This is a genomic window from Rhodobacter capsulatus (assembly GCF_052363185.1).
GTDB classification, from domain to species: Bacteria; Pseudomonadota; Alphaproteobacteria; order Rhodobacterales; family Rhodobacteraceae; genus Rhodobacter; species Rhodobacter capsulatus_E.
This window is the reverse complement of sequence record NZ_CP198955.1, coordinates 2,372,424-2,394,369: the sequence shown is the minus strand read 5'-3', so window position 1 is coordinate 2,394,369 and position 21,946 is coordinate 2,372,424. Positions and strand designations below refer to the sequence as shown.

Here is a 21,946-nt window from a genome sequence, read left to right as displayed (position 1 = left end):
TCTCCGTCAGCTTCGGGAAAGGTCGGGGTGTTGGGCGAGCCAGCCCAGAAGGCGGGTGGTCATCGGCACCTGCCAGAACCGCCCGGCGCGGCTCAGCCGGTAAAAGCGGTGCTGCGGCGCCCAGAGCCCGGCCGCCTGCCATTGCGCCAGAAGCGGCGCGAAATGATCGGTCAGGCTTTGGGCGGGGCTGGGGATCAGGGTCTTCAACGCGGTTTCGGCGCGGGCAAGATCGAGCAGGCCGCGCTCCATCCCCGCCTTGATCGCCTGGGCGACGGGGGCACTGGCCGATTGCCGCATCATCCCCGCGACAAGCCCGGTGCCCGCCGCCGCCTGCCCGGAATAGCGCGCCAGATCGGGGGTCAGCCGAAAGCTCAGATCGTCCAGAAAGCCGCCCGCGCCCGCGCCGAAGGCCAGACAATCCGCCCCGCTCTTCACCGCCAGATTATAGACCGAGCGTTCGCGCAGGCTGCCCTGCCAATGCGAGGTGGAGATCGGCACCCAGCCCATTTCCTCGGCCGCCGCCTCGCCCGCGGCGAAGAAATGGCCCAGCCGGTCGGGGGCGGCCACCTGTTTCTTGCCCTTCTCGATCGCGGTCAGAAGCGGCGTGCCGGGGATCAGGTTCAGCGCGTAAAGGTCAAGCCCGTCAAGCCCCAGATCGGCGCAGATCCGCACATCGGCGGCGACATCCTCGGGGCTTTGGCCGGGCAGGCCGAACATCAGATCAACGATCACCGCGCCCTGATCGAGCGCCACAAGCTCTTGCAGCGCTTGCAGGATTTCGGCGCGGCTGGCCTTGCGGCCCAAGGGGCGGCGGATCGCGTCCGAGAAGCTTTGCACGCCAAGCGAAATCCGCGTCACCCCGGCGTCAAAGGCCGCGCGGGCCTTCTCCGTGCCAAAGGAATGGATGCGGCCTTCAAGGGTGATTTCGCAATCGGGCGCGAGCGGCAGATGGCGGCGGATGGCGCGCACCAGCCGGGCGATATCGGGGGCGGCAAGCGCCGTGGGCGTGCCGCCGCCCAGATAGACCGCCTGCAGCGGCGGGCCGTCCTGCGCCGGGAGCCGGGCAAAACCCGCCAGCTGCGCGATCAGCGCATCGACATAGGCCGTGCCCAGATCGGCCCGCCAGGGGTTCTGGTAAAAGCCGCAAAACAGGCAGTGGTTTTCGCAAAACGGGATATGGACATAGGCCACGGCGCGGCGGCTGCGCGGGGTGGCCATCAGCCGGTCCCATTCGGCGGCCAGCTGCGCCGCGGACACCGGCGCCATCGGCCCGCCCGGATGCGCGCCGCCCTTGCGCGGAAAGGCGCAGGAGAGCGGATCCTCGCCCAGCCGGGCAAAGAAGCTTTCCAGCGGCGGCGGCCCCTGCAGGGCGGCGGGATGCACGAGCGCCGCGGTCATGCGCGGCCCCTTGCGGCAAGACGGGAAACGGGCAGCGGGGAAACGGGCAGAGAGGGAACTGCGGGCATGTCGGGCCTTTCACCGAGGTCAATTCACCGGGGTCAACACCTGGGAAACACCTGGCGACATGCTGGGCAGGGGGCCCGGGATCGGGCTTGCGGCAGAGAAAATATTTCTGAGTGATTTTGTCAAGAGGCGAGGTCGCCCCCGCCGCCCGACTGCGACAAGAGGGCGCCTCAGCCCGCGCGGGTCTTGCACTGGATCGAGGTGAAGCCCTCGAACCGCGGCGCGCCCGCATGCAGCTTGCGCCCCTCGCCCGCGCGGGCATGGGCGGCGCGGAACTGCTCCGACCGGGTCCAGACGTGAAAATCGGTCTCGCTTTCCCAGACCGTATGCGAGGCGTAAAGCCGGGTGCCATCCTCGGCCTCGGGGCCGCGCAGCATGTGGAATTCCACGAAGCCGGGCAGTTCCTGCAGCCGCGAATCGCGGCCCAGCCACAGCGCCTCGAACTCGGCGGCGTTTTCCAGGGGGACGGTGAAGCGGTTCATCGCAAGAAACATCGGGGGCCTTTCCGGATCGGGGTCGAACGGGGCCAGTCTAGGCGGCAAATCAATACTTGACAAGATTTGTAAATTAATCGACTTCTGCCGCCAGATACCGACCTGCCAGCGCATCGCCAGCAAAGCCGAGTTTGTCTTTGACTGGGAGAACACCATGCGCTTCGCGTCGCGGCATCTGGCCGCCTGTCTGCTTTGCTCCACCGCGCTCAGCCTGCCGCTTGCGGCAGAGGAGCCCGCGGCCACCACCTATCTGGGTCAGATCGTGATCGGCTATGCCGAGGATGGCACCCCGATTCTGGCGGGGGAAAACGCCACCCATCTGGACGGCGAAGACCTGCGCGGCGCCACGAGCGGCGCCGATCTGGACGGGCTTTTGCGCCGCCAGACCTCGGTTTTCACGCAACAGGATCCGGGCAATCCGGGGGTGTCGGTCAATATCCGCGGCTTCGAGGGCTCGGGCCGGGTGGCGATGTCGCTTGATGGCGTGCCGCAGACCTTCCGGCTGACCGGGCATGCCGCGCAGGGCTATGTTTTCGTGGATGAAAACCTGCTTGCCGGGATCGACATCACGCGCGGTCCGGTGACCGGGCTGGGCGGGTCGGGCATTGCCGGTTCGGCGAATTTCCGCACGCTCGAGGTCGAGGACGTGCTGAAGGACGGGCAGACGCGGGGCGGGCTGGTGCGGCTTGACTACGGCTCGAACGGCGATACCGGCTCGGGGATGGCCGCGGCGGCGATGAAGGCGGGGCGGTTCGATGCGCTGGCCGCGATCAGCCGTCATGCGGGCGCGAGCTACGAGGACGGCGACGGCATCGAGGTCGCCAATACCGGGACCGACATTTCCTCGGCGCTGCTGAAGCTTGGCTATGACCTGACCGAGACGCAGCGGCTGACCTTTTCGCTGATGCGCTACGAGACGGATTTCTTTGCCACGAGCTATTTCCAGCATCTGACGAATGATGTGGCGAAGATCGGCTATCATTACGCGCCGGGCTCGGCGCTGGTGGATCTGCGGGTGAATGCCTATGTCGCCAAGACCGAGACCGAGTGGCTGCGTGGCAGCTCTCCCTTTGCCTCGTCGGTGGGGCGCATCATGTCGACCACGACCAGCGGGCTTGACGTGACGAACACGTCCGAGCTGAGCCTTGGCGCCTGGCGGCTGACCAGCGTGAACGGGATCGAGGCCGCGCAGGATCGGCTGGGCGGCACCAAGGGCGGGGTGAACCCGACCACGGGCAAGGCGCGTCGGCTGTCGGCTTTCACGGAAAACGCCTTCGTCAATGGCAAATGGGAGATCACCGCGGGGCTGCGCGCCAATTCCTACCGGCTGGACGGAGAGGCCTCGCAAGGCAGGATCGACATCAGCAATAGCTCGCTCGATCCGAAGCTGACACTGGCCTATCAGGCGACGGACTGGCTGCAGCCCTATGTGACGCTGTCGCGGGCGATGCGCTCGCCGACGCTGCAGGAAACCATGTTGGGCGGCAGCCATCCGGGCGGCGGCATCGGCATGATCGCCAACCCGCGGCTGGAGGCCGAGACGGAAGAGGGCGTCGAGCTGGGCTTCACCCTGGACCGCGAGGGGCTTTTTGCGCAGGGCGACCGGCTGAGCGGGCGGGTGAACTATTACAACATGGATGTGGAAAACTACGTCGTCACCTCCATGGCCTTCACCAATGCCTTTGGCCAGACCGGGGCGGCCTTCGTCAACGTGCCGGGCACGACCGAGACCGAGGGGGTGGAGATCGAGCTGGATTATGCCCACCGCGCCTTCGATCTGGGCGTGAGCTACACGCATAATTCGAGCCACCTGCCCAGCCAGACCCCGGGCCTTGGCGCGGGGCAATATCTGCCCGATGACACCGTCTCCGTGCGGCTCTCGCGTGATTTCATGGCGGATCGGCTGACGCTCGGGGCGCAATACACCCATGTTTCGGGTGGGCTTTTCACCGACGCCTATACGTCCACGCCCTATCAAAAGGACGACAGCTACGAGCTGGTCGATCTTTTCGCCAGCTATGACCTGACCGAGGATGCGGTGATCTACGCCAAGGTCACCAACGTCTTTGACGAGGTCTATGCGCCCTGGCTGTCGGCCAATGCCTCTGAAAACGGGCAGGGCCGGACCCTGCATCTGGGCACCTCTCTGCGGTTCTGAGTTGCGGTTCCGAACGGCGGTTTCGATCTAATCATGGAAGGAATGAGCATGGGCAGCCTCAGCCCCGAAGACATCCGCAAGGTCCGGGCGCAAGACCCGCGTCGGCATGCGCGCGACATGGCCGCCTATCTGGGCATCGCCGAAGCCGAGATCTGCGCCGCGCTGGTGGGCTTTGGCGCCACCCGCATCGCCGCCCATCCCGATGCGCTGATCCCGCGGCTGAAGGCCTTCGGGCCGCTGATGGCGCTGACCCGCAACGACGCCTGCGTGATCGAAAAGGTCGGCATCTATGATGACTACCGCCCGGGCCCGCATGCGGCGCTGGTGGTGAACGAGGCCATCGACCTGCGGCTTTTCCCTGCGCAATGGGTGCATGCCTTCGCGCTGGAGGAAGAGACGGAAAAGGGGGTGAAACGCGCGCTGCAGATCTTTGATGCGGCGGGCGATGCTGTGCACAAGATCCACCTGCGCCCCGACAGCGATGCGACGGGCTGGCAAGCGCTGGTCGACGATCTGCGGCTGGCCGATCAGGGCACGGTGCTGCCGCTTGTGCCGCGCATCCCGCCCGAGGTGGCAAAGGCCGATCCCGCGAAGCTGGCCGAGCTGTGCGCGGGCTGGGAAGCGCTCGAAGACACACATCAATTCCTGCGCCTTTGCGCGAAGCTGAAGATGAACCGGCTGGGCGCCTATCGGCTGGCGGGGGCGCCTTTCGTGCGCCGTCTGGCGCCCGGATCGGTGGAGCGGCTGCTCTATCGCGCGGTCGAGGCCGAGGTGCCGATGATGATCTTTGTCGGCAACCGCGGCTGCATCGAGATCCACACCGGGCCGGTGGCGCAGGCGGGGGATGCCGGGCCCTGGCTCACCCTGTTCGATCACGGCTTCGATCTGCATCTGCGCATGGATGCGATTGCGGAAATCTATGCGGTGGTGAAGAACACCGCCCGCGGCCCGGCGCATTCGGTCGAGTTCTTCGATGATCGCGGCGCGCTGATCGCGCAGGTTTTCGGCGTCTTGCGGGCGGGCGATCTGGCGGTGGCGCAGTGGAATGCGCTGGTGGCCGAGCTGCCCGATGCGCAGCTGATGGAGGCGGCGCAATGATCCGGCTCTTTTGGGCGCTGGCGCTGGCGATGCTGCCCGCGGGGCTGGCGGCGCAAGACCGTGTCCTCTCGATCGGTGGCGGCGTGAGCGAGGTGGTCTTTGCGCTCGGCGAGGAGGGGCGGCTGGTCGGGCGCGACACCACCACGACCTTTCCGCCGCAGGCGCAGGCGCTGCCCGATGTGGGCTACATGCGCCAGCTCTCGCCCGAGGGGGTGCTGTCGGTCAGCCCCGATCTGATCTTGCTGACCGAAGGCGCGGGCCCGCCCGAGACGCTGGAAACCCTGCGCGGCGCGGGGGTGGCGATGGCGACGATCCCCGAAGGGCACAGCCCCGCGGCGGTTCTGGCCAAGGTGCGGGCCGTCGCCGCGGCGCTGGGCGTGGCGGACAAGGGCAGGGCGCTGGCGGCGCGGATCGAGGCCGAGATGACGGAGGCGCTGGCCACCGTGGCGCGTCAGACCGGGCCGAAGCCGCGGGTGCTGTTCATCCTGTCCGACACGGGCGGGCGGCTGACCGGGGCGGGGACGGGCACCTCGGCTCAGGCGATGATCGCGCTGGCGGGGGGCGAAAACGCGCTCTCGGGCTTTGCGGGCTACAAGGCGCTCGGCGACGAGGCGATCGCGGCCGCCGCGCCCGAGGTGATCTTGATGATGGCGCGCAATCCGGCGGCCGAGCCGGGCGGTCCTGGCGCGGCCGAGGTGACGACCCATCCCGCGCTGGCGGCGACGCCCGCGGGGCGGGCCGGGCGGGTGGTGCGGCTGGAGGGGATGTTCCTTCTGGGCTTTGGTCCGCGCACGCCGCAGGCGATCACCGCGCTGCATGCCGCGCTTTACCCCGCCGCACCGGTTTCCGGGGCGCCGTAAGATGACCGATGTCCTTGGCGCCCGCAGCGCGTTCAAACGTCCCGATCCGGCCCCGCAGGCGCCGCGGCTGCCGGGGGCCGGGGTGGCGCTTGCGCTGGTCGGGCTTTTGCTGGTGGCGGCGGCAGCCAGCCTGAGCCTTGGCGCCTCGGGGCTGGTGCCCTGGGCGCCGCTTGCCCGCGATCTGAGCCCGGCCGAATGGGCGATCTTGCTGGATATCCGGCTGCCCCGGCTGCTTCTGGGGGCGCTGGTGGGGGCGGGGCTGGCGGTCTCGGGCGCGCTGATGCAGGGGCTCTTTCGCAATCCGCTGGCCGATCCGGGGCTGGTGGGCGTTGGCGCGGGGGCGGGGCTTGGCGCGGTGATCGCCATCGTTCTGGGCGGGCTTTTGCCGCTCGCCCTGCGCGATCTGGCGGGGATCTATCTGGTGCCGATCCTGGCCTTTGCGGGCGGCTGGGTGGCGGTGGTGGTGCTCTACCGCATCGCCAGCCTGCGCGGCCACACCTCGATGGCGACGATGCTGCTGGCCGGGATCGTGCTGGGGGCGCTGGCGGGTGCGGTGACCGGCATCCTGATTTATCTGGCCGATGATGCGCAGCTGCGCGACCTGACCTTCTGGGGGCTGGGCTCGCTCTCTGGGGCGAACTGGCTGAAGCTGGCGGCCGCGGCGCCGATCCTTTTGGCGGGGCTCGCGCTCGCGCCTTTTCTGGCGCGCGGGCTCGATGCGATGGCGCTGGGCGAGGCGGTGGCCCGTCACATGGGCGTTCCGGTCGAGCGGATCAAGCGCGGCACGATCCTCGCCGTGGCGGCGATGACCGGGGCGGCGGTGGCGGTCTCGGGCGGGATCGGCTTTCTGGGCATCGTCGTGCCGCATATCCTGCGGCTGGCGGTCGGCCCCGGACATCGGCTGTTGCTGCCGCTTTCGGCTTTGTTCGGGGCGGCGCTGCTGATCGGCGCCGATACCGTGGCGCGGCTGGCCGTCGCCCCGGCAGAGCTGCCCATCGGCATCATCATGGCGCTGATCGGCGCGCCGGTTTTCCTGTGGATTTTGCTGGCCCGCCGGGCCGTTCTGGAGATCTGAGCCATGCTCTTGGCCCGCAATGTCTGCGCCGCGCTGGGTGGCCGCGCCGTGCTGCACGACGTCGATTTCGAGGCCCGCCCGGGGCAGATCACCGCCATCGTCGGGCCGAACGGCTCTGGCAAGACGACGCTTTTGCGGCGTCTGACGGGCGATCTGGCCGGGGCGGGGGCGATCTGTCTGGAGGGCGAGCGGCTGGCGGATCTGCCGCCGCGGCTGCTGGCGCAGCGCCGGGCGGTGCTGCCGCAGGCCACGGCGGTCGGTTTTCCCTTCACCCTGCGCGAGGTGGTGGCGATGGGCCATCAGGCCGGGGCCAGCGCCGCCGATCCGGGCGTGGTCGAGGCGGCGCTGGCCGAGGTCGACCTTTTGCCCCGCATCGACGGTTTCTTTCACGACCTGTCGGGGGGCGAACAGGCGCGGGGGCATCTGGCCCGGGTCCGTGCGCAGGTCTGGGCGCCGCTGCGCGAGGGCCGCCCGGCCTGGCTGTTCGTCGATGAACCGGTGGCGGCGCTCGACATCGGCCATCAGCTGCAGGTGATGGCGGTGCTGCGCCGCTTTGCCGATGCGGGCGGCGGCGTCGTGGCGGTGATGCATGATCTGAACCTGACCGCGATGCATGCCGAGGCGATGGTGCTGATGGAGGCGGGCCGGGTCTCGGCGGCGGGCAAACCGGCCGAGGTGATGACCGCGCCGCTTCTGTCGCGCGCCTATCGCTGTCAGCTGTGCATCAACACCGCGCCGGCCAAGGGCGTCTGGCTGCTGCCGCAGGCGGCCTCGCTCGGGCAGGGCCTTGGCGCGGCGCAATAGGGTGCGGCGCAAAAGGGGGGGCGACACCGCCCGCCCCGCGCGGGGCAACCCCCTGCGCTTATTGCATCATTTCCTTCGTCGCCGACAGCTTCACGCCTTCGTAATCGCGCACCACCCGGTCGATGTCCCATTGCAGACGGGTCAGGAAGACGATGTCGCCATCATGATCCGTCGCGATATGCTGCTTGTTCACATTGACCAGCTTCTCGACCAGATCCTTTGGCCCCTGCACCCAGCGCGCCGAGGTGAATTGCGAGGATTCAAACCGCACCGGAATGCCGTATTCGATCTCGATCCGGCTGGCCAGAACGTCGAATTGCAGCGCGCCGACGACGCCGACGATGAAGCCCGAGCCGATCATCGGCTTGAAGACCTTGGCCGCGCCTTCCTCGGCGAATTGCATCAGCGCCTTTTCCAGATGCTTGCCCTTCATCGGATCGGTCGAGCGCACCGCCTGCAGCAGTTCCGGCGCGAAGGACGGAATGCCGGTGAAGCGCAGCTTTTCCCCCTCGGTCAGCGCGTCGCCGATGCGCAATTGCCCGTGGTTCGGAATGCCGATGATGTCGCCCGCCCAGGCCTCTTCGGCCAGTTCGCGGTCGGCGGCCAGAAACAGAACCGGGTTCGAAACCGCCATCGGCTTGCCCGAACGCACATGCAAAAGCTTCATGCCGCGCTCGAAATGCCCGGACGCCAGACGCACGAAAGCCACGCGGTCGCGGTGCTTCGGGTCCATGTTCGCCTGCACCTTGAAGACAAAGCCGGTGACCGGGGTTTCGTCCGAGGAAATCTGCCGCTCGGCGGCGCGCTGGGGTTGCGGCTCGGGGCCATATTCGCCCATGCCGTCCATCAACTCCTTGACACCGAACGAGTTGATCGCCGAGCCGAACCAGATCGGCGTCATGTGGCCCTCAAGGAAACTTTGCCGATCAAAAGCGGGCAGCAGCTCGCGCGCCATCGCCACTTCCTCGCGCAGCTTGGCCAGCAGATCGGCGGGCACATGATCGGCCAGCTTCGGATCGTCGAGCCCGTCGATCTTGATGCTTTCGGCGACGCGGTTGCGGTCGGCGCGGTCCATCAACTCAAGCCGGTCGTGCAGGATGTCGTAGCAGCCGACGAAGTCGCGCCCCATCCCGATCGGCCAGGACGCCGGGGCCACGTCGATCGCCAGATTTTCCTGAATCTCGTCGATGATCTCGAAGGTGTCGCGGCTTTCGCGGTCCATCTTGTTGCAAAAGGTCAGGATCGGCAGATCGCGCAGCCGGCAGACCTCGAACAGCTTGCGGGTCTGGCTTTCCACCCCCTTCGCCCCGTCGATCACCATGATCGCGGCGTCAACCGCGGTCAGCGTGCGATAGGTGTCCTCGGAAAAGTCCGAGTGGCCGGGGGTGTCGACCAGATTGAAGCGATACTGACGGAAATCGAAGCTCATCGCCGAGGCCGAAACCGAGATGCCCCGTTCCTGTTCCAGCTTCATGAAGTCCGAGCGCGTGCGCCGCGCCTCGCCCTTGGCGCGGACTTGCCCCGCCATCTGGATCGCGCCCCCGAACAGCAGGAATTTTTCCGTCAGCGTCGTTTTCCCGGCGTCGGGGTGCGAGATGATCGCAAAGGTCCGGCGGCGGGCGATTTCGGGCGGGAGGGGGGCACGGTTGCTCATGCGCGGCCTTTACCGCAAGGCGGGATGGCGGGCAAGACGGACGGATTTTTCGCGCCTGGGCTGCGGCAAATTGATCCGGATCATGGCGGGTTGCGTAGAATCGTTCCAATCTCTGCGAAGCGCCGGGCGGGTTTCGTGGGGGGGCCTGTTTTCGGCGGACAGGGGTCGTTTACGCGCCCGACCCCGATCGGGACAGGAGGCTGCCATGGCAAGGGTCGATCCCGCTGCCGGGTCCTTGAATGTGCGCGAAACGGTTCTGTGCCCCTATTGCGGGGTGCCGCTGTTCACCGCCAGGGACCGTGAAAAACACCTGGACTTGAAGCTCTGCCGTCACGAGGGCGAAGGGGCTTGGGATTGTGCCGATTGCACCGATCCGCATGCGCGCCCGGAAGACCGCTGCAGCTGCGGTCGCGCCGCGGGCTAGCTCAGTCCTTCTTGCGAAACAGCGCCGCGCGCCCGACCCGGTCGAGCATCTCGCGCCCGGCCTCGGTGCCGAAATGCGGCGTGTGGCTCAGATCGGGCAGGCGGGCCTTGATTTCAGAGGACAATTCCTCGGGCATCAGGTTCAGCGTCGCCTCGGACACCTGCAGGCTTTCGACCGGCACGCCTTCGGCATAGACGATCTCGTGGCGGTCGAAGACCAGCGCGAAATAATCGACATAGCCGCCCTCGCGGCGCCAGACATGTTCGCCATCGACCAGATGCTTGGCCTGAACAAGGATTTCGGCGGTGTCGCCCAGCCGCTTTTCGCCGCGCCGATAGAGGAACACCCGGTGATGCGGCGCGACGACGAGATCGCTTTCATTACCAAGCGTGCCCGCCGAAATCACCACCGGCGCGAAAGAGCCAAGCGCCCGCAGCGTCGCCCGCGCCACCAGCCGCACCGGCTGCGGTCCGCTGTCGCGCGTGAGCACCCGGTCGCCCGGCGCCAGCGTCTCGATCGGGCGCTGCGCGCCCCCCGCCATGGTGATCAGCGTTCCGGTGGTGAAGGCGATGCAGACAAGGTCGGAAAGCCGCACATCGCCCGGATCGTCGGTGGCTTCCAGCAGCGTGTAATCGACCCGCGGCGCGATCGGCGACAGCGGCAGGGCATAAAGGATCTGCGTTTCCTCGTGCCGGATCAACAGCATGTCGACCGTGTCGCCATCGGGGGCGATGAACACATGCCGCGCCATCAGGGCGATTCGGTCCCCCGCGGCGCCCAGTTCGGAGCCCGCGCAGATGCGCTGCCCGGTGTCGGGATCGGCGGCGATCAGCAGCCGCAGGGGCCGGGCATCGCGTTCCAGCTGATAGACATCGCCGGGCTGGCACAGCGCGGCCAGATCAAGCCCGTCGCCCTGATTGGCGCCCGAGGTCACCCAGATCAGATCGGCCTCATAGACATGGACGACCTGAGGCGGCAGGGAACGCGGGGCGGTCATGGCGGGTCCGGGGCACGAAGGGTTGGGCGAGGATCGCAGCATCTGTTGCAAATTCGGTTAATGCCCGCGCCCCCCGCACGTCAAGGCGCCGCTGGGGCTGGACGGGGGGCAGGGGGGCGCTGCCCCCCTCTGGCCTGTCGGCCATTCACCCCCCGGGATATTTCGGCCAAGGTGAAACGAAACCCGGGGTGCTGCTTTCACCTTGGTGCAAATATCCCGGGGGGAGTCCGCTTGCGGACGGGGGGCAGCGCCCCCCCCCCCTTATTCCGCCTGTCGCGCCGCGCGCCCGCCGCGGCGCTGGGCCAGACGCGGGGCGCGGGCGGGCAGATCGGCCATCACCGCGCGGCGCTCTTCGGGGTTCATCCGCGACCAGCGGCCGATTTCATCCAGAGTGCGCAGACAGCCGATGCAAAGCCGCTCGGTCGGGTGGATCTGGCAGATCTTCACGCAGGGCGTGTCGATTTCCGCCCGTTTCCAGATCCCGTCGGTGTTTTCCGGCCTGTTCTCAGCCATGCCCGCGCCCCAGATGCGCAAGGCGGTCGAGCGCGCCTTGCAGAATGAACCCCGCCGCGACGTGATCGACCAGTTCGGCCCGGCGCTTGCGCGACAGATCGGCCTCGAGCATGGCCCGTTCGGCGGCCACGGTCGAAAGCCGCTCGTCCCAGAAGGTTATGGGCGTCGGCGTCAGTTTTTCAAGGTTGCGCGCGAAAGCCCGTGTCGATTGCGCCCGCGGCCCCTCGGTCCCGTCCATGTTCACCGGCAGCCCCAGCACCAGCCCGACGATCTGGCGCTCGGCGACGATCTTCAGAAGCTCCGCCGCATCAAGGGTGAATTTCTCGCGCCGGATCGTGCGCAAGGGCGTGGCGATGCCGCGCAACGTGTCCGAGACCGAGACCCCGATCGTCTTCGTGCCCAGATCCAGCCCGGCGAGCGCCCCCACCCGCGGCAGCAGGCCCGCAAAGGCGGGAATATCGGCGCAGATCATGGCGCGGCCCCGGGCTGGTCGGGCGATTTCGCCGCGGCCGCCTCGATCCGCGCCAGATCCTCGGCGCGGCCGGTGAATTTCGTGCGCGCCTCGGCGGTGATCGCCGCGGCGCGCTCGGTTTCGCCCAGCACCAGCAGCGCGGAAATCAGCCGCGCCCACTCCTCGGAGGAGCCGCCCTCGTTGGCCAGCCGCGCGTTCAGATTGTCCACCATGCCGCGGATCATCGCCTGCCGGTCTTCCGGGGTCATGTCCTCGGCCGCCTGCATCTGCTCGGCCGTGGGGCCCGGGGGCACGGGCAGCGGCGGCGTGTATTCCTGCTCGCCCGCCAGAAAGGCCAGCGCCTCGATGTCGCGCGCGATCACCCCCACCCAGGGCGCGTCTGGCGGCGAGACCCGCAGCGCCGCATCCCACAGCCGGAAGGCGCGGTCGGGGCGGTCGTTCTGCCCCATCATCATGCCGATATAAAAGAGCGCCAGCCCGTCTTGCGGGTCAAGCTCCAGCGCCCGGGCAAAGGCCGCCTCGGCCTCGGCCGTCACCAGCCCGCCCGCGGCAATGGTCAGATATTCGCCCAGCCGGGTGTGATCGGCGGCGCTGGCCTGATCGCCCTTGAGCGCGATCAGCCGCCGCTGCGCCTCCCATCCGGCGCGGGAATTGCCCAAAGCCATCTCGTTTTCCGCCAGAAGCGCCAACCCCTGCGGGTCGTTCGGCCGCTCGGCCACCGCCTTGCGCAGCCGCTCCATCAATTCGAGAAATTTCGGATCGGGCGCGGGAACCGGGCGGCCTGCGGCTGTGGCCGCCGCTTCGACCGCCTTGCGATCGGCCGCGGCCGTCTGTTCCGCCGCCGCCTGATCGGGGCGGGCCTTGTAAAGCGTGTCGGCCTCGGCCAGGCGCTTGGCCAGCGGCGCATCGGGCAGCCCCGCCGCGCCGAGCCGGTCATAGATCACGAAGGTTGCCGAAAGCGCCGCGACCGTCAGCGCTGCCGCCACCAGCGTGCCGCCGCGCGGCGCCTCGGCCGCGGCCGGTTCCGCCTGCGCCGCCCGGTCCGCCTCCAGCAGCCGGCGCGAGATTTCCACCCGCGTGCGCGCCGCCTCCTCGGCGCCCAGCACGCCGCGGGCAAGGTCGCGCTCCACCTCGGCCAGTTGGGCGCGGTAAACCTGCAGATCCTGCGCCGCGGCGGGCAGGGATGCGCCGCGCGGGCGGATCAGCGTCAGGGCAAGGGCAAAGGCGATGGCGGCAACAAGCGTCGCGCAGATGATCCAGAACAGCATGCGGTCTCCTATCCTGCATCTCCCATAAGGCTTTTGCCCCCCTTTTGAACAGACACAACCGCGCAAGGCGGCCCTTCACGGCTCCGTGTTGGGCCTGTCGGGCACGATGTCGCTTTTTGCTGCCGATTGCCGCATGGGGGGGGCTTTCGGCGCTTGGCCCGGTTCATCTAAGGTGAAACAGCCAGACTCGGGGCGCGCGCAGCCTGTGGCACCCCCAACCCGAAGCGAGAGAGGGCCGATGAGACGCTATTCGATCTTCGCCGTGGCGCGCGAGGCGCTGCGCTACCACAGCGGTTGGGAAAAGGCCTGGGCCTCGCCCGAGCCGAAGAAACGCTACGATGTGATTGTCGTCGGCGCGGGCGGCCACGGGTTGGCCACGGCCTATTATCTGGGCAAGGTGCATGGCATCAAGAATGTGGCGATCATCGAAAAGGGCTGGCTCGGCGGGGGCAACACCGGGCGCAACACCACGATCATCCGCTCGAATTACCTGCAGGACCCGTCAGCCGCGATCTATGAAAAGGCGCGCTCGCTTTATGAAGGGCTGAGCCAGGATCTGAACTACAACGTCATGTTCTCGCCCCGCGGGCTCTTGATGCTGGCGCAGTCGGAACATGAAATGCGCGGCTACAAGCGCACGGTTTACGCGAACAACCTGCAAAATGTCGAAACCCGCTGGATCGAGCCGAAGGAAGTCAAGAAGCTCGTCCCGATCCTGAACATCGCGGGCCCGCGTTATCCGGTTCTGGGCGCGCTTTATCAGGAAAAGGGCGGCACCGCGCGGCATGACGCCGTGGCCTGGGGCTATGCGCGGGCGTGTTCCGACATGGGCATGGATCTGCTGCAGAACACCGAAGTCACCGGCGTGCGCACGGCCGAGGGCAAGGTCGTCGGCGTCGACACCACCCGCGGGTCGATCGACTGCGGCAAGCTGGCCATCGTCGTCGCCGGTCATTCGAGCGTGCTCGCGGGCATGGCGGGCTTCCGTCTGCCGATCGAATCGATGGCGCTGCAGGCCTGGGTGTCCGAACCGATCAAGCCCACCATCGACGTCGTGGTGATGGCGAACCTTGTGCACGGCTACATGTCGCAATCCGACAAGGGCGAGTTGGTGATCGGCGGTGGCACCGACGGCTTCAACAACTATTCGCAGCGCGGCTCCTGGCACCATGTCGAGGAAACCACCCGCGCCCTGATCGAGACCTTCCCGGTGATCTCGCGGCTGAAGATGCTGCGGCAATGGGGCGGCATCGTCGACATGACGGGCGACCGCTCGCCGATCCTGTCGAAAACGCCCGTCGAGGGCATCTTCGTCAACTGCGGCTGGGGCACCGGCGGCTTCAAGGCGATCCCGGGCTCGGGCTTTGCGATGGCGGAACTGGTGGCCAAGGGCTACTCGCCGCTCGCCGCCGAATTCGGCCTGCACCGCTTCAAGGAAGGCCAGTTCATCGACGAAAGCGTGGCGGCGGGGGTGGCGCATTGATGACCGCGCCCGCCTCTTCCCCGGCACTGACGCTGGTCTTTCTGGACAGCGCCATGGTGCTCTCGAAACGCCCCTTCGCCGATTGGCGCGCGGTGCAGGACCATTACCCGGATTACAAGACGAACCTGACACCCGACCAACCGGCGCATCTGGTCGACTATCTCGCCTGCGACTACCCGGACATGCCCGGGGCCACCGGCCGCGCCTGGTCCGAGGTCGTCGCCGCCTTCGTCGCCTCCGACGCGCTCGATCTCACCCTGTCGCGCGACGACACCTGGGTTTGCACATGCTGACCGCGCCCCTTTCACCTTGGTCCAAATATCCCGCGGGGGTCCGGGGGCGCGAAGCCCCCGGCGCCTGCCCAGCCAAAGGCCTGCTGACATGCTGACACTGACCTGCCCCTGCTGCGGCGTCACCGTCGAGGAAACCGAACTGGCCCCCGGCGGCGAGGCGCATCTGAAGCGCTTCGGCCCGGGCTCCTCGGATGCCGATTTCGAAACCTACATGTTCGCTCGGAAAAACCCCAAGGGCGTGCATTTCGAGCGCTGGCGCCATGCCTATGGCTGCGGCAAGTGGTTTTTGGCCGCGCGCTGCACCGCCACCTGGGAGGTTTTCGGCACCTATCCGGCGCAGACCTCCGAACCGCCCGCCGAGCTGATCGCCAAAATCAAACAGAAACGACCGGGCTGGGAGGGCTGGAAATGAGCCATCGTCTGTCGTCGGGCGGCCGTCTGATCGACCGCTCGAAACCGCTTTCGTTCAAGTTCAACCGCGCCAAGGCCAAGGGCTTTGCCGGTGACACGCTCGCCTCGGCGCTCTTGGGCTCCGGCCGCACGCTGCTGGGGCGCTCGTTCAAATACCACCGCCCGCGCGGCCTTGTCGCCTCGGGCGCCGAGGAGCCGAACGTGCTGGTCAATCTGGGCCGCGGCAACCGCCACGAGCCCGACCAGCGCGCCACCACCACGGAACTGTTCGAGGGCGCCTGGGCCACCTCGCAAAACCACTGGCCAAGCCTTGGCTTCGACATCGGCGCGGTGAACGATTTCGCCTACAAGCTGATGCCCGCGGGCTTTTACTACAAGACCTTCATGCATTCGCTTGAAGCCTGGCACGGCATTTTCGAGCCGATCATCCGCCGCGCCGCGGGTCTGGGCAAGGCGCCGAAAAAGCCCGACCCGGATCGCTACGAACAGGCCTATGCCTATTGCGACGTGCTGGTTGCGGGCGGTGGCGTCGCCGGTCTTGCCGCGGCGCTGAAGGCGGGCCGCGAGGGCAAGCGGGTGATCCTGGCCGAACAGACCGCGCATTGGGGCGGCCGCGCCCCCGTCGATGGCGGTCTGATCGACGGCCAGACCCCCGAGGTCTGGATCAAGAACGCCCTGCAAGCCCTTGGCGCGATGGAAAATGTCCGCCTGATGACCCGCACGATGGTGGCGGGGCTGCATGACCATGGCTATGCGATCCTGTATGAGCGCGTCGCCGATCACACCCCGGGCGACGGCCGCCCGCGCCATCGTCTGTGGCGCACCCGCGCCGGGATCACCCAGGTCGCGACCGGCGCGATCGAGCGGCCGCTGGCCTTTGCGGGCAATGACGTTCCGGGCGTGATGCTCGCCTCTGCCGTGCGCGATTACATCGTGAACTGGGCCGTGGCGCCGGGCAAACGCTTGGTCATCGTGACGAACAACGACGACGCCTATCGCACCGCGCTTTGCGCGCTCGATGCGGGGCTTGACGTGGCGGCGGTCGTCGACGCCCGCCCGGCGCCGATGGGCGCGCTTGTCGCGGCGGTGCGCGAGCGTGGCGTCAAGGTGCTGGAGGGCCGGGCCGTGGCCAAGGTCAAGGGATCGAAAGCCGTGAAGGCGGTCGAGATCGCCAGCCACGCGGGCGAGGGCGGCGCGGTCGAGGTGATCGACTGCGATTGCGTCGCGATGTCGGGCGGCTGGTCGCCGGTCGTGCATCTTTATTCCCATGCGGGCGGCAAGGTGCTTTGGGACGCGGCGGCGGTGATGTTCCGCCCCGATGCCACGAAGCCGCCGACCGGGGACAAGGGCCAGCCGATTGCCGTGGCCATCGGCGCCGCGAACGGCCATCTGACGCTGGACGCGATCTGCGCCGAGGCCGGGATGGTCGGCACTGTCGAAGCCGAAACGCCGCTGATGCCGGTCTGGGTGATGCCCGCCAAGGCCTCGGAAGCGTTGAAATTCAAGGCCTTCCTTGACTATCAGAACGATGTGAAAGTGTCCGACGTGCAGCTGGCCGCGCGCGAAGGTTACGCCTCGGTCGAACATACCAAGCGCTACACCACCTTGGGCATGGCCACCGATCAGGGCAAGCTGAGCAACATCAACGGTCTGGCGATCCTGTCGGAAGCGTTGGGGCAGGAAATTCCGCAGACCGGCACCACCACCTTCCGCCCGCCCTACACGCCGATTTCCTTTGGCGCGATCGCGGGCGAGGCGCGGGGCGAGATCTTCCAGCCCCTGCGCAAGACGCCGATGCACGACTGGCACGAAGCCAAGGGCGCGCATTGGGAGCCGGTGGGCCTCTGGCGCCGCCCCTACACTTACCCGCGCAAGGGCGAAAAGCACCGCGAGTCGGTCAACCGCGAGATCGTCAACACCCGGACGAATGTCGGGCTGCTTGATGCCTCGACGCTGGGCAAGATCGTGGTCAAGGGGCCGGATGCGGGCCGCTTCCTTGACATGATGTATACCAACCTCATGTCCACGCTGCCGGTGGGCAAGTGCCGCTACGGGCTGATGTGCTCGGACAACGGTTTCCTGATCGATGATGGCGTCGTCGTGCGTCTGTCCGAGGATACGTGGCTGTGCCACACCACCTCGGGCGGCGCGGACCGGATCCATGGTCACATGGAAGACTGGCTGCAATGCGAATGGTGGGACTGGAAAGTCTATACCGCCAACCTGACCGAGCAATATGCACAGGTCGCGGTTGTCGGCCCGAAGGCGCGGAAATTGCTGGAAAAGCTGGGCGGGATGGATGTCTCGAAAGAGGCGCTGCCCTTCATGACCTATCAGGAAGGCACTTTGGGCGGCTTCCCGGCGCGGGTGTTCCGGATCTCGTTCTCGGGCGAGTTGTCCTATGAAATCGCGGTCCCCGCGAACATGGGGCTGGCGTTCTGGGAGGCGCTGCACGCGGCGGGCGCGGAATTCGGCGTCATGCCTTACGGCACCGAAGCTTTGCATGTGATGCGGGCCGAAAAGGGCTTCATCATGATCGGCGACGAGACCGACGGCACCGTCATTCCGCAGGATCTGGGCCTTGGCTGGGCGATCAGCAAGAAGAAGGCGGATTATCTGGGCAAGCGCGCGCAGGAGCGCAAGCACATGACCGACCCGGACCGCTGGACGCTCGTTGGCCTTGAAACGCTCGACGGTTCGGTTCTGCCCGATGGCGTCTATGCCATCGACGAGGGCGTGAACGAGAACGGCCAGCGCAAGGTGCAGGGCCGCGTGACCTCGACCTATTATTCGCCGATGCTGAAGAAGGGCATCGCCATGGGGCTGGTCAAGCATGGCCCCGCGCGCATGGGCGAGGTGCTCGAATTCCCGGCCGATGCGGGCAAGGTCATTCAGGCGCGGATCGTCGATCCGGTGTTCTACGACAAGGCAGGGGAGAAAGCCGATGTCTGAAGCGGTTTCTGCACTGAACGGCGAAAGCCATGTCGGTTTCGCCACCGTGACCGAGGCGGGGCTGTCGGGCATGGTGACGCTGCGCGCCGATCTGTCGCTGACGGCGACGCGGATCGCGCTGGCCGGGCAGGGGCTGAAACTGCCCGGGCCGCGCGAGATCGTCGCGGGCGAGAAGGGCCGCTTCACCGCCTGGATGAGCCCCGACGAGCTGTTGGTGCTCTGTTCCTATGAGGATGCGCCCGGCGTTGCGGCGGGGCTCGCGCATTCGCTGCACACCGAACATGCGCTGGTGACGAATGTCTCGGACGCGCGGGCGCGCTTCACCATTGCGGGGGCGAAGGCCGATCAGGTGCTGATGAAGCTCTGCCCGGTCGATTTCGCCGCGCTCAAACCCGGCGAGATGCGCCGCACCCGCGCCGCGCAGGTCGCCGCCGCGATCTGGCGCTCGGGCCCCGAGGAGCTGAGCCTTGTCTGCTTCCGCTCGGTCGCGGGTTATGTGATGGGGCTGCTCGAGGTCTCCTCGCGGCAGGGCGGCGAGCTGTTCTAAGACAGAGGGCGTGGCGGTCCGGGGACGGACCGCCACGCTTCGATTGAAGATCAGATGACCAACACGCTCCCTGCGTCGAGCGTATCCAGAGCGATGTTTTGCAGAAGCACGGTGGTGCCGTCGTCAAAAACAAACTCTGTAGACTTGTTGTCCTCCGTGGCGTGTGCGTACATCCGGATCACGTCGTCGCCATCTTGCGCTCCGCTGGCAAGGTCGGCCGTGAAAACAAGGACGTCGTTGGTCTTAAGGAAACCTTGGTGGGTGAAATCCCGAACCGTATCGATGCCGCCACCTGCCTCGAAGATGAACTGATCGTTTCCCGCACCGCCGATCAACAGGTCACGCCCGGCACCGCCAACGAGCGTGTCGTTCCCGCCACCGCCGTTCAGCGTGTCGTTGCCGCCGCCCGAGCGGAACAGGTTGCCGCCGTCATCGCCGATCAGACTGTCCGCGCCCGATCCGGTTTCGATATTCTCGACATTCCTGATCGTGTCCGATCCGAGCACGGCCGAGGTCACCGTGCCCGCCGCGAGATTGACCGAGACGGCGCGATTGACGATGAACTGGGCCAGATCGGTGTCTGCTCCCCCGTCAATCGTGTCGTTGCCCCTCCCGCCGATCAGGTTATCTTCGTGCGCCCCGCCATCGATAACATCATTGCCTGAGCCGCCGATGAGCATGTCGTAGCCCCCTTCACCGCGGAGGGTATCGTTGCCTGCGCCCCCATCCAGAGAGTCGCCCCAATAGCCCTGATTGTTGTGGTCGTTTCCTCCCACTAGGAGATTTCCGGCGCTGTTCCCGATAATCGTGTCGTTGCCGCCAGCGACGCTCACGTTTTCGATGCCAGTCAAAATCTGGCGGCCAGCCCCCGTGGACTGTTCGGTGGTCTGTCGGAGATCAATGTAGTAGTCGATGGTACTAAATTCATACACCGCAGTGTCACGGCCAGTGCCGCCGTTCACGACATAGGCTGCGTCCGCATGCAGCAGATCATCTCCGTGATCGCCGAAAAGACGGCCACCTCCCCCGTGGGCCTCGAGAGTGTCGTTCCCGTTTCCACCGTGCAAGGTGTTGAGGCCGAGACCGCCATCGAGCAGGTCGTTGCCGTCCTCTCCGTTCAGCAGGTCATCGTCGCCGCCTCCATCAATCTGATCGTCGCCAGCTCCGCCCGAGAGCGTGTCGTTATCACCTTCGCCGTAAAGCACGTCATCGCCTGCCCCGCCGAACAGACGGTCGTTATCATATCCGCCATACAGGCTGTCATTGCCGTCTCCGCCAAACAACGTATCGTTGCCGTAGTAGCCCCATATCGCATTGTCGCCGTCGTTTCCGGTCAGCCGGTGCCAGAGGATTGGGCCACCTGACTGCGGGAAAAGATTGACATCGGCCGAGCCGGTCAACTCCGCGCGTTGAATGCCGCTGCCCAGCTCGGTTGTCGCAGAACTGCGCAGAAGGCTGTCGTTAATCAGCGAAATCACCGCATCGCCGTCGGAAATCTGCACCCGAGCTGCGACACGGACGTCGCCGTATTCAATGATCAAGTCCTGCATCGCAAAGGCGACGTTGGGGATCGAAAAGGTGCCTCTGGCATTGGTTGTGGTGCTGTGTGTGCCGACGTGAACCGTGACGTCCGCGATGCCTTCGCCCGGATCCCGGACCAGATTGTGGTTCCGATCCCGAAAAACGAAGCCCGTAATATTTCCTGCCATGAGAGGCTCCCTTAAAAACGCAACAGCGCTGATACTGCCGAAGGTTGTGTCAAATGCGTGGCGACTGCCTTGAATAAGCGTTAAAATGCAACCGATGACAAGGGGACGCGCCGATGCTGCGCGACGCCGCTTTTGGACGTTGTCACTTGGTTGGCTTTGCGCGATGAAGGGGCAAAGCGGGAGATCCAGCATGGACTATTCGAAATCCGGGGGCGCGCGGCCCGACAAGAACAACCCGCGTCATTCCGAGCACAATGCCAAGGGTTCGGCGAAGAACCCCTTTGGCAAGGGCGCGGCGAAGGACGATCTGATCGCGCGGATGAAGGCCGCCGCCGAGGCGCGCAAGGAGGCGGCCAAGAAGCCCTGATGTGCGGATCGGGCAGGGGGGCTGTGCGGGAAATTTGCCCGTCAACCCTTGACCTTGGCGCCTTCAGTGCTTCAATTGGTCGCAACAGAACCCGAAAAAAGGATCGCTCAAATGGCTTTCGAACTTCCCGCCCTTCCCTATGCGCATGATGCCCTGGCCGCGCTTGGCATGTCGAAGGAGACGCTCGAATATCACCACGACCTGCACCACAAGGCCTATGTCGACAACGGCAACAAGCTGATCGCGGGCACCGAGTGGGAAGGCAAATCGGTCGAGGAGATCATCAAGGGCACCTATTGCGCGGGCGCCGTGGCGCAATCGGGGATCTTCAACAACGCCTCGCAGCACTGGAACCATGCGCAGTTCTGGGAAATGATGGGACCGGGCGAAGACAAGAAGATGCCGGGCGATCTGGAAAAGGCGCTGGTGGAAAGCTTCGGTTCGGTCGCGAAGTTCAAGGAGGATTTCGCCGCCGCGGGGGCTGCGCAATTCGGCTCGGGCTGGGCCTGGCTGGTGAAGGACACCGACGGCGCTCTGAAGATCACCAAGACGGAAAACGGCGTCAATCCGCTGTGCTTCGGGCAGACCGCGCTTCTGGGCTGCGATGTCTGGGAGCACAGCTATTACATCGACTTCCGCAACAAGCGCCCGGTTTACCTCACGAACTTCCTCGACAAGCTGGTGAACTGGGAAAACGTCGCCTCGCGTCTGTGAGGCTGATTGACGGATGAAGAAACCGGCCCCTGCGGGGGCCGGTTTTGTTTTGCGACCCGCGGTTTCGGGCGGATCAGAAAAGGCATCGCCTTTTCCCGCCCGCTGCGACCCCGGTGCGGCCAGGACCGTTTCCGCAAGCGCATCAGAGGCCGGCGCCCAGCCCCGGCGGGCGAGAAGCGCCCGCCATGG

General features: G+C 66.6%; 21 protein-coding genes. 13 read left to right on the top strand and 8 right to left on the bottom strand.

What is annotated here, in order from left to right:
• Window positions 1–6: 6 nt before the first annotated feature.
• Together hutW and ACTTAG_RS11700 are read right to left on the bottom strand one after the other, a co-directional pair.
• On the bottom strand, window positions 7–1,398 hold the full coding sequence (hutW, locus tag ACTTAG_RS11705; protein ID WP_444462495.1) for a heme anaerobic degradation radical SAM methyltransferase ChuW/HutW: 1,392 nt from the start codon (window positions 1,396–1,398) through the stop codon (window positions 7–9).
• A gap of 236 nt (window positions 1,399–1,634) precedes the next feature.
• Window positions 1,635–1,958 (bottom strand): antibiotic biosynthesis monooxygenase family protein, encoded by a 324-nt coding sequence (locus ACTTAG_RS11700; RefSeq protein ID WP_444462494.1) that lies wholly within the window; start codon window positions 1,956–1,958, stop codon window positions 1,635–1,637.
• A 154-nt stretch (window positions 1,959–2,112) separates the two neighbouring features.
• Between ACTTAG_RS11700 and ACTTAG_RS11695 the strand changes: the two genes are divergently transcribed.
• From ACTTAG_RS11695 to ACTTAG_RS11675, 5 genes are read left to right on the top strand one after another with little or no spacing between them, the layout of a single operon-like run.
• Complete coding sequence (locus tag ACTTAG_RS11695) at window positions 2,113–4,116, top strand: TonB-dependent receptor domain-containing protein (RefSeq protein WP_444462493.1); 2,004 nt, start codon at window positions 2,113–2,115, stop codon at window positions 4,114–4,116.
• Window positions 4,117–4,149: 33 nt separating this feature from the next.
• A complete protein-coding gene (locus ACTTAG_RS11690) occupies window positions 4,150–5,214 on the top strand; it encodes a hemin-degrading factor (RefSeq protein WP_444462492.1) in 1,065 nt (354 codons plus the stop codon).
• Complete coding sequence (locus ACTTAG_RS11685) at window positions 5,211–6,074, top strand: heme/hemin ABC transporter substrate-binding protein (protein WP_444462491.1); 864 nt, start codon at window positions 5,211–5,213, stop codon at window positions 6,072–6,074. The genes ACTTAG_RS11690 and ACTTAG_RS11685 overlap by 4 nt, the downstream gene beginning before the upstream one ends.
• A gap of 1 nt (window position 6,075) precedes the next feature.
• A complete protein-coding gene (locus tag ACTTAG_RS11680; protein WP_444462490.1) occupies window positions 6,076–7,149 on the top strand; it encodes a FecCD family ABC transporter permease in 1,074 nt (357 codons plus the stop codon).
• Window positions 7,150–7,152: 3 nt separating this feature from the next.
• Window positions 7,153–7,953, top strand: a complete 801-nt coding sequence (locus ACTTAG_RS11675) for a heme ABC transporter ATP-binding protein (protein ID WP_444462489.1) — start codon at window positions 7,153–7,155, stop codon at window positions 7,951–7,953.
• Between the two features lie 58 nt (window positions 7,954–8,011).
• On the opposite strand, the gene ACTTAG_RS11670 is transcribed toward ACTTAG_RS11675, so the two are convergent.
• Window positions 8,012–9,607, bottom strand: a complete 1,596-nt coding sequence (locus ACTTAG_RS11670) for a peptide chain release factor 3 (RefSeq protein WP_444462488.1) — start codon at window positions 9,605–9,607, stop codon at window positions 8,012–8,014.
• A 205-nt stretch (window positions 9,608–9,812) separates the two neighbouring features.
• On the opposite strand from ACTTAG_RS11670, the gene ACTTAG_RS11665 reads away from it, so the two are divergent.
• Complete coding sequence (locus ACTTAG_RS11665; protein WP_444462487.1) at window positions 9,813–10,031, top strand: hypothetical protein; 219 nt, start codon at window positions 9,813–9,815, stop codon at window positions 10,029–10,031.
• Window position 10,032: 1 nt separating this feature from the next.
• Here the strand turns inward: ACTTAG_RS11665 and ACTTAG_RS11660 are convergent, their stop codons facing one another.
• From ACTTAG_RS11660 to ccmI, 4 genes are all read right to left on the bottom strand, one after another.
• The gene (locus ACTTAG_RS11660) at window positions 10,033–11,028 is read right to left on the bottom strand and encodes a Hint domain-containing protein (protein WP_444462486.1); all 996 of its coding nucleotides are present in this window, start codon (window positions 11,026–11,028) and stop codon (window positions 10,033–10,035) included.
• 261 nt (window positions 11,029–11,289) lie between these two features.
• Window positions 11,290–11,541 (bottom strand): DUF1289 domain-containing protein, encoded by a 252-nt coding sequence (locus tag ACTTAG_RS11655; protein WP_444462485.1) that lies wholly within the window; start codon window positions 11,539–11,541, stop codon window positions 11,290–11,292.
• On the bottom strand, window positions 11,534–12,013 hold the full coding sequence (gene ruvX / locus ACTTAG_RS11650) for a Holliday junction resolvase RuvX (RefSeq protein ID WP_444462484.1): 480 nt from the start codon (window positions 12,011–12,013) through the stop codon (window positions 11,534–11,536). Before ruvX ends, ACTTAG_RS11655 begins: the two co-directional genes overlap by 8 nt.
• A complete protein-coding gene (gene ccmI / locus ACTTAG_RS11645; protein WP_444462483.1) occupies window positions 12,010–13,281 on the bottom strand; it encodes a c-type cytochrome biogenesis protein CcmI in 1,272 nt (423 codons plus the stop codon). The genes ruvX and ccmI overlap by 4 nt, the downstream gene beginning before the upstream one ends.
• Window positions 13,282–13,519: 238 nt before the next feature.
• On the opposite strand from ccmI, the gene ACTTAG_RS11640 reads away from it, so the two are divergent.
• The 5 genes from ACTTAG_RS11640 to ACTTAG_RS11620 all read left to right on the top strand — a co-directional run bounded on the left by ACTTAG_RS11640 (window position 13,520) and on the right by ACTTAG_RS11620 (window position 18,967).
• Entirely contained in the window at window positions 13,520–14,764 is a 1,245-nt protein-coding gene (locus tag ACTTAG_RS11640) for a sarcosine oxidase subunit beta family protein (RefSeq protein WP_444462482.1), read from the top strand.
• Entirely contained in the window at window positions 14,764–15,057 is a 294-nt protein-coding gene (locus tag ACTTAG_RS11635) for a hypothetical protein (protein ID WP_444462481.1), read from the top strand. Before ACTTAG_RS11640 ends, ACTTAG_RS11635 begins: the two co-directional genes overlap by 1 nt.
• Before the next feature lie 88 nt (window positions 15,058–15,145).
• The gene (locus ACTTAG_RS11630) at window positions 15,146–15,469 is read left to right on the top strand and encodes a sarcosine oxidase subunit delta (protein WP_444462480.1); all 324 of its coding nucleotides are present in this window, start codon (window positions 15,146–15,148) and stop codon (window positions 15,467–15,469) included.
• Window positions 15,466–18,420, top strand: a complete 2,955-nt coding sequence (locus ACTTAG_RS11625) for a sarcosine oxidase subunit alpha family protein (protein ID WP_444462479.1) — start codon at window positions 15,466–15,468, stop codon at window positions 18,418–18,420. The genes ACTTAG_RS11630 and ACTTAG_RS11625 overlap by 4 nt, the downstream gene beginning before the upstream one ends.
• Window positions 18,413–18,967 carry a sarcosine oxidase subunit gamma gene (locus tag ACTTAG_RS11620; RefSeq protein WP_444462478.1) on the top strand — a complete coding sequence of 185 codons (555 nt, stop codon included), beginning with the start codon at window positions 18,413–18,415 and terminating at the stop codon, window positions 18,965–18,967. The genes ACTTAG_RS11625 and ACTTAG_RS11620 overlap by 8 nt, the downstream gene beginning before the upstream one ends.
• A 50-nt stretch (window positions 18,968–19,017) precedes the next feature.
• On the opposite strand, the gene ACTTAG_RS11615 is transcribed toward ACTTAG_RS11620, so the two are convergent.
• The gene (locus tag ACTTAG_RS11615; protein WP_444462477.1) at window positions 19,018–20,868 is read right to left on the bottom strand and encodes a calcium-binding protein; all 1,851 of its coding nucleotides are present in this window, start codon (window positions 20,866–20,868) and stop codon (window positions 19,018–19,020) included.
• On the opposite strand from ACTTAG_RS11615, the gene ACTTAG_RS11610 reads away from it, so the two are divergent.
• On the top strand, window positions 20,867–21,043 hold the full coding sequence (locus ACTTAG_RS11610) for a hypothetical protein (protein WP_444462476.1): 177 nt from the start codon (window positions 20,867–20,869) through the stop codon (window positions 21,041–21,043). The genes ACTTAG_RS11615 and ACTTAG_RS11610 overlap by 2 nt on opposite strands.
• 111 nt (window positions 21,044–21,154) lie before the next feature.
• Complete coding sequence (locus ACTTAG_RS11605) at window positions 21,155–21,757, top strand: superoxide dismutase (protein WP_444462475.1); 603 nt, start codon at window positions 21,155–21,157, stop codon at window positions 21,755–21,757.
• The last annotated feature ends 189 nt before the right edge of the window (window positions 21,758–21,946 follow it).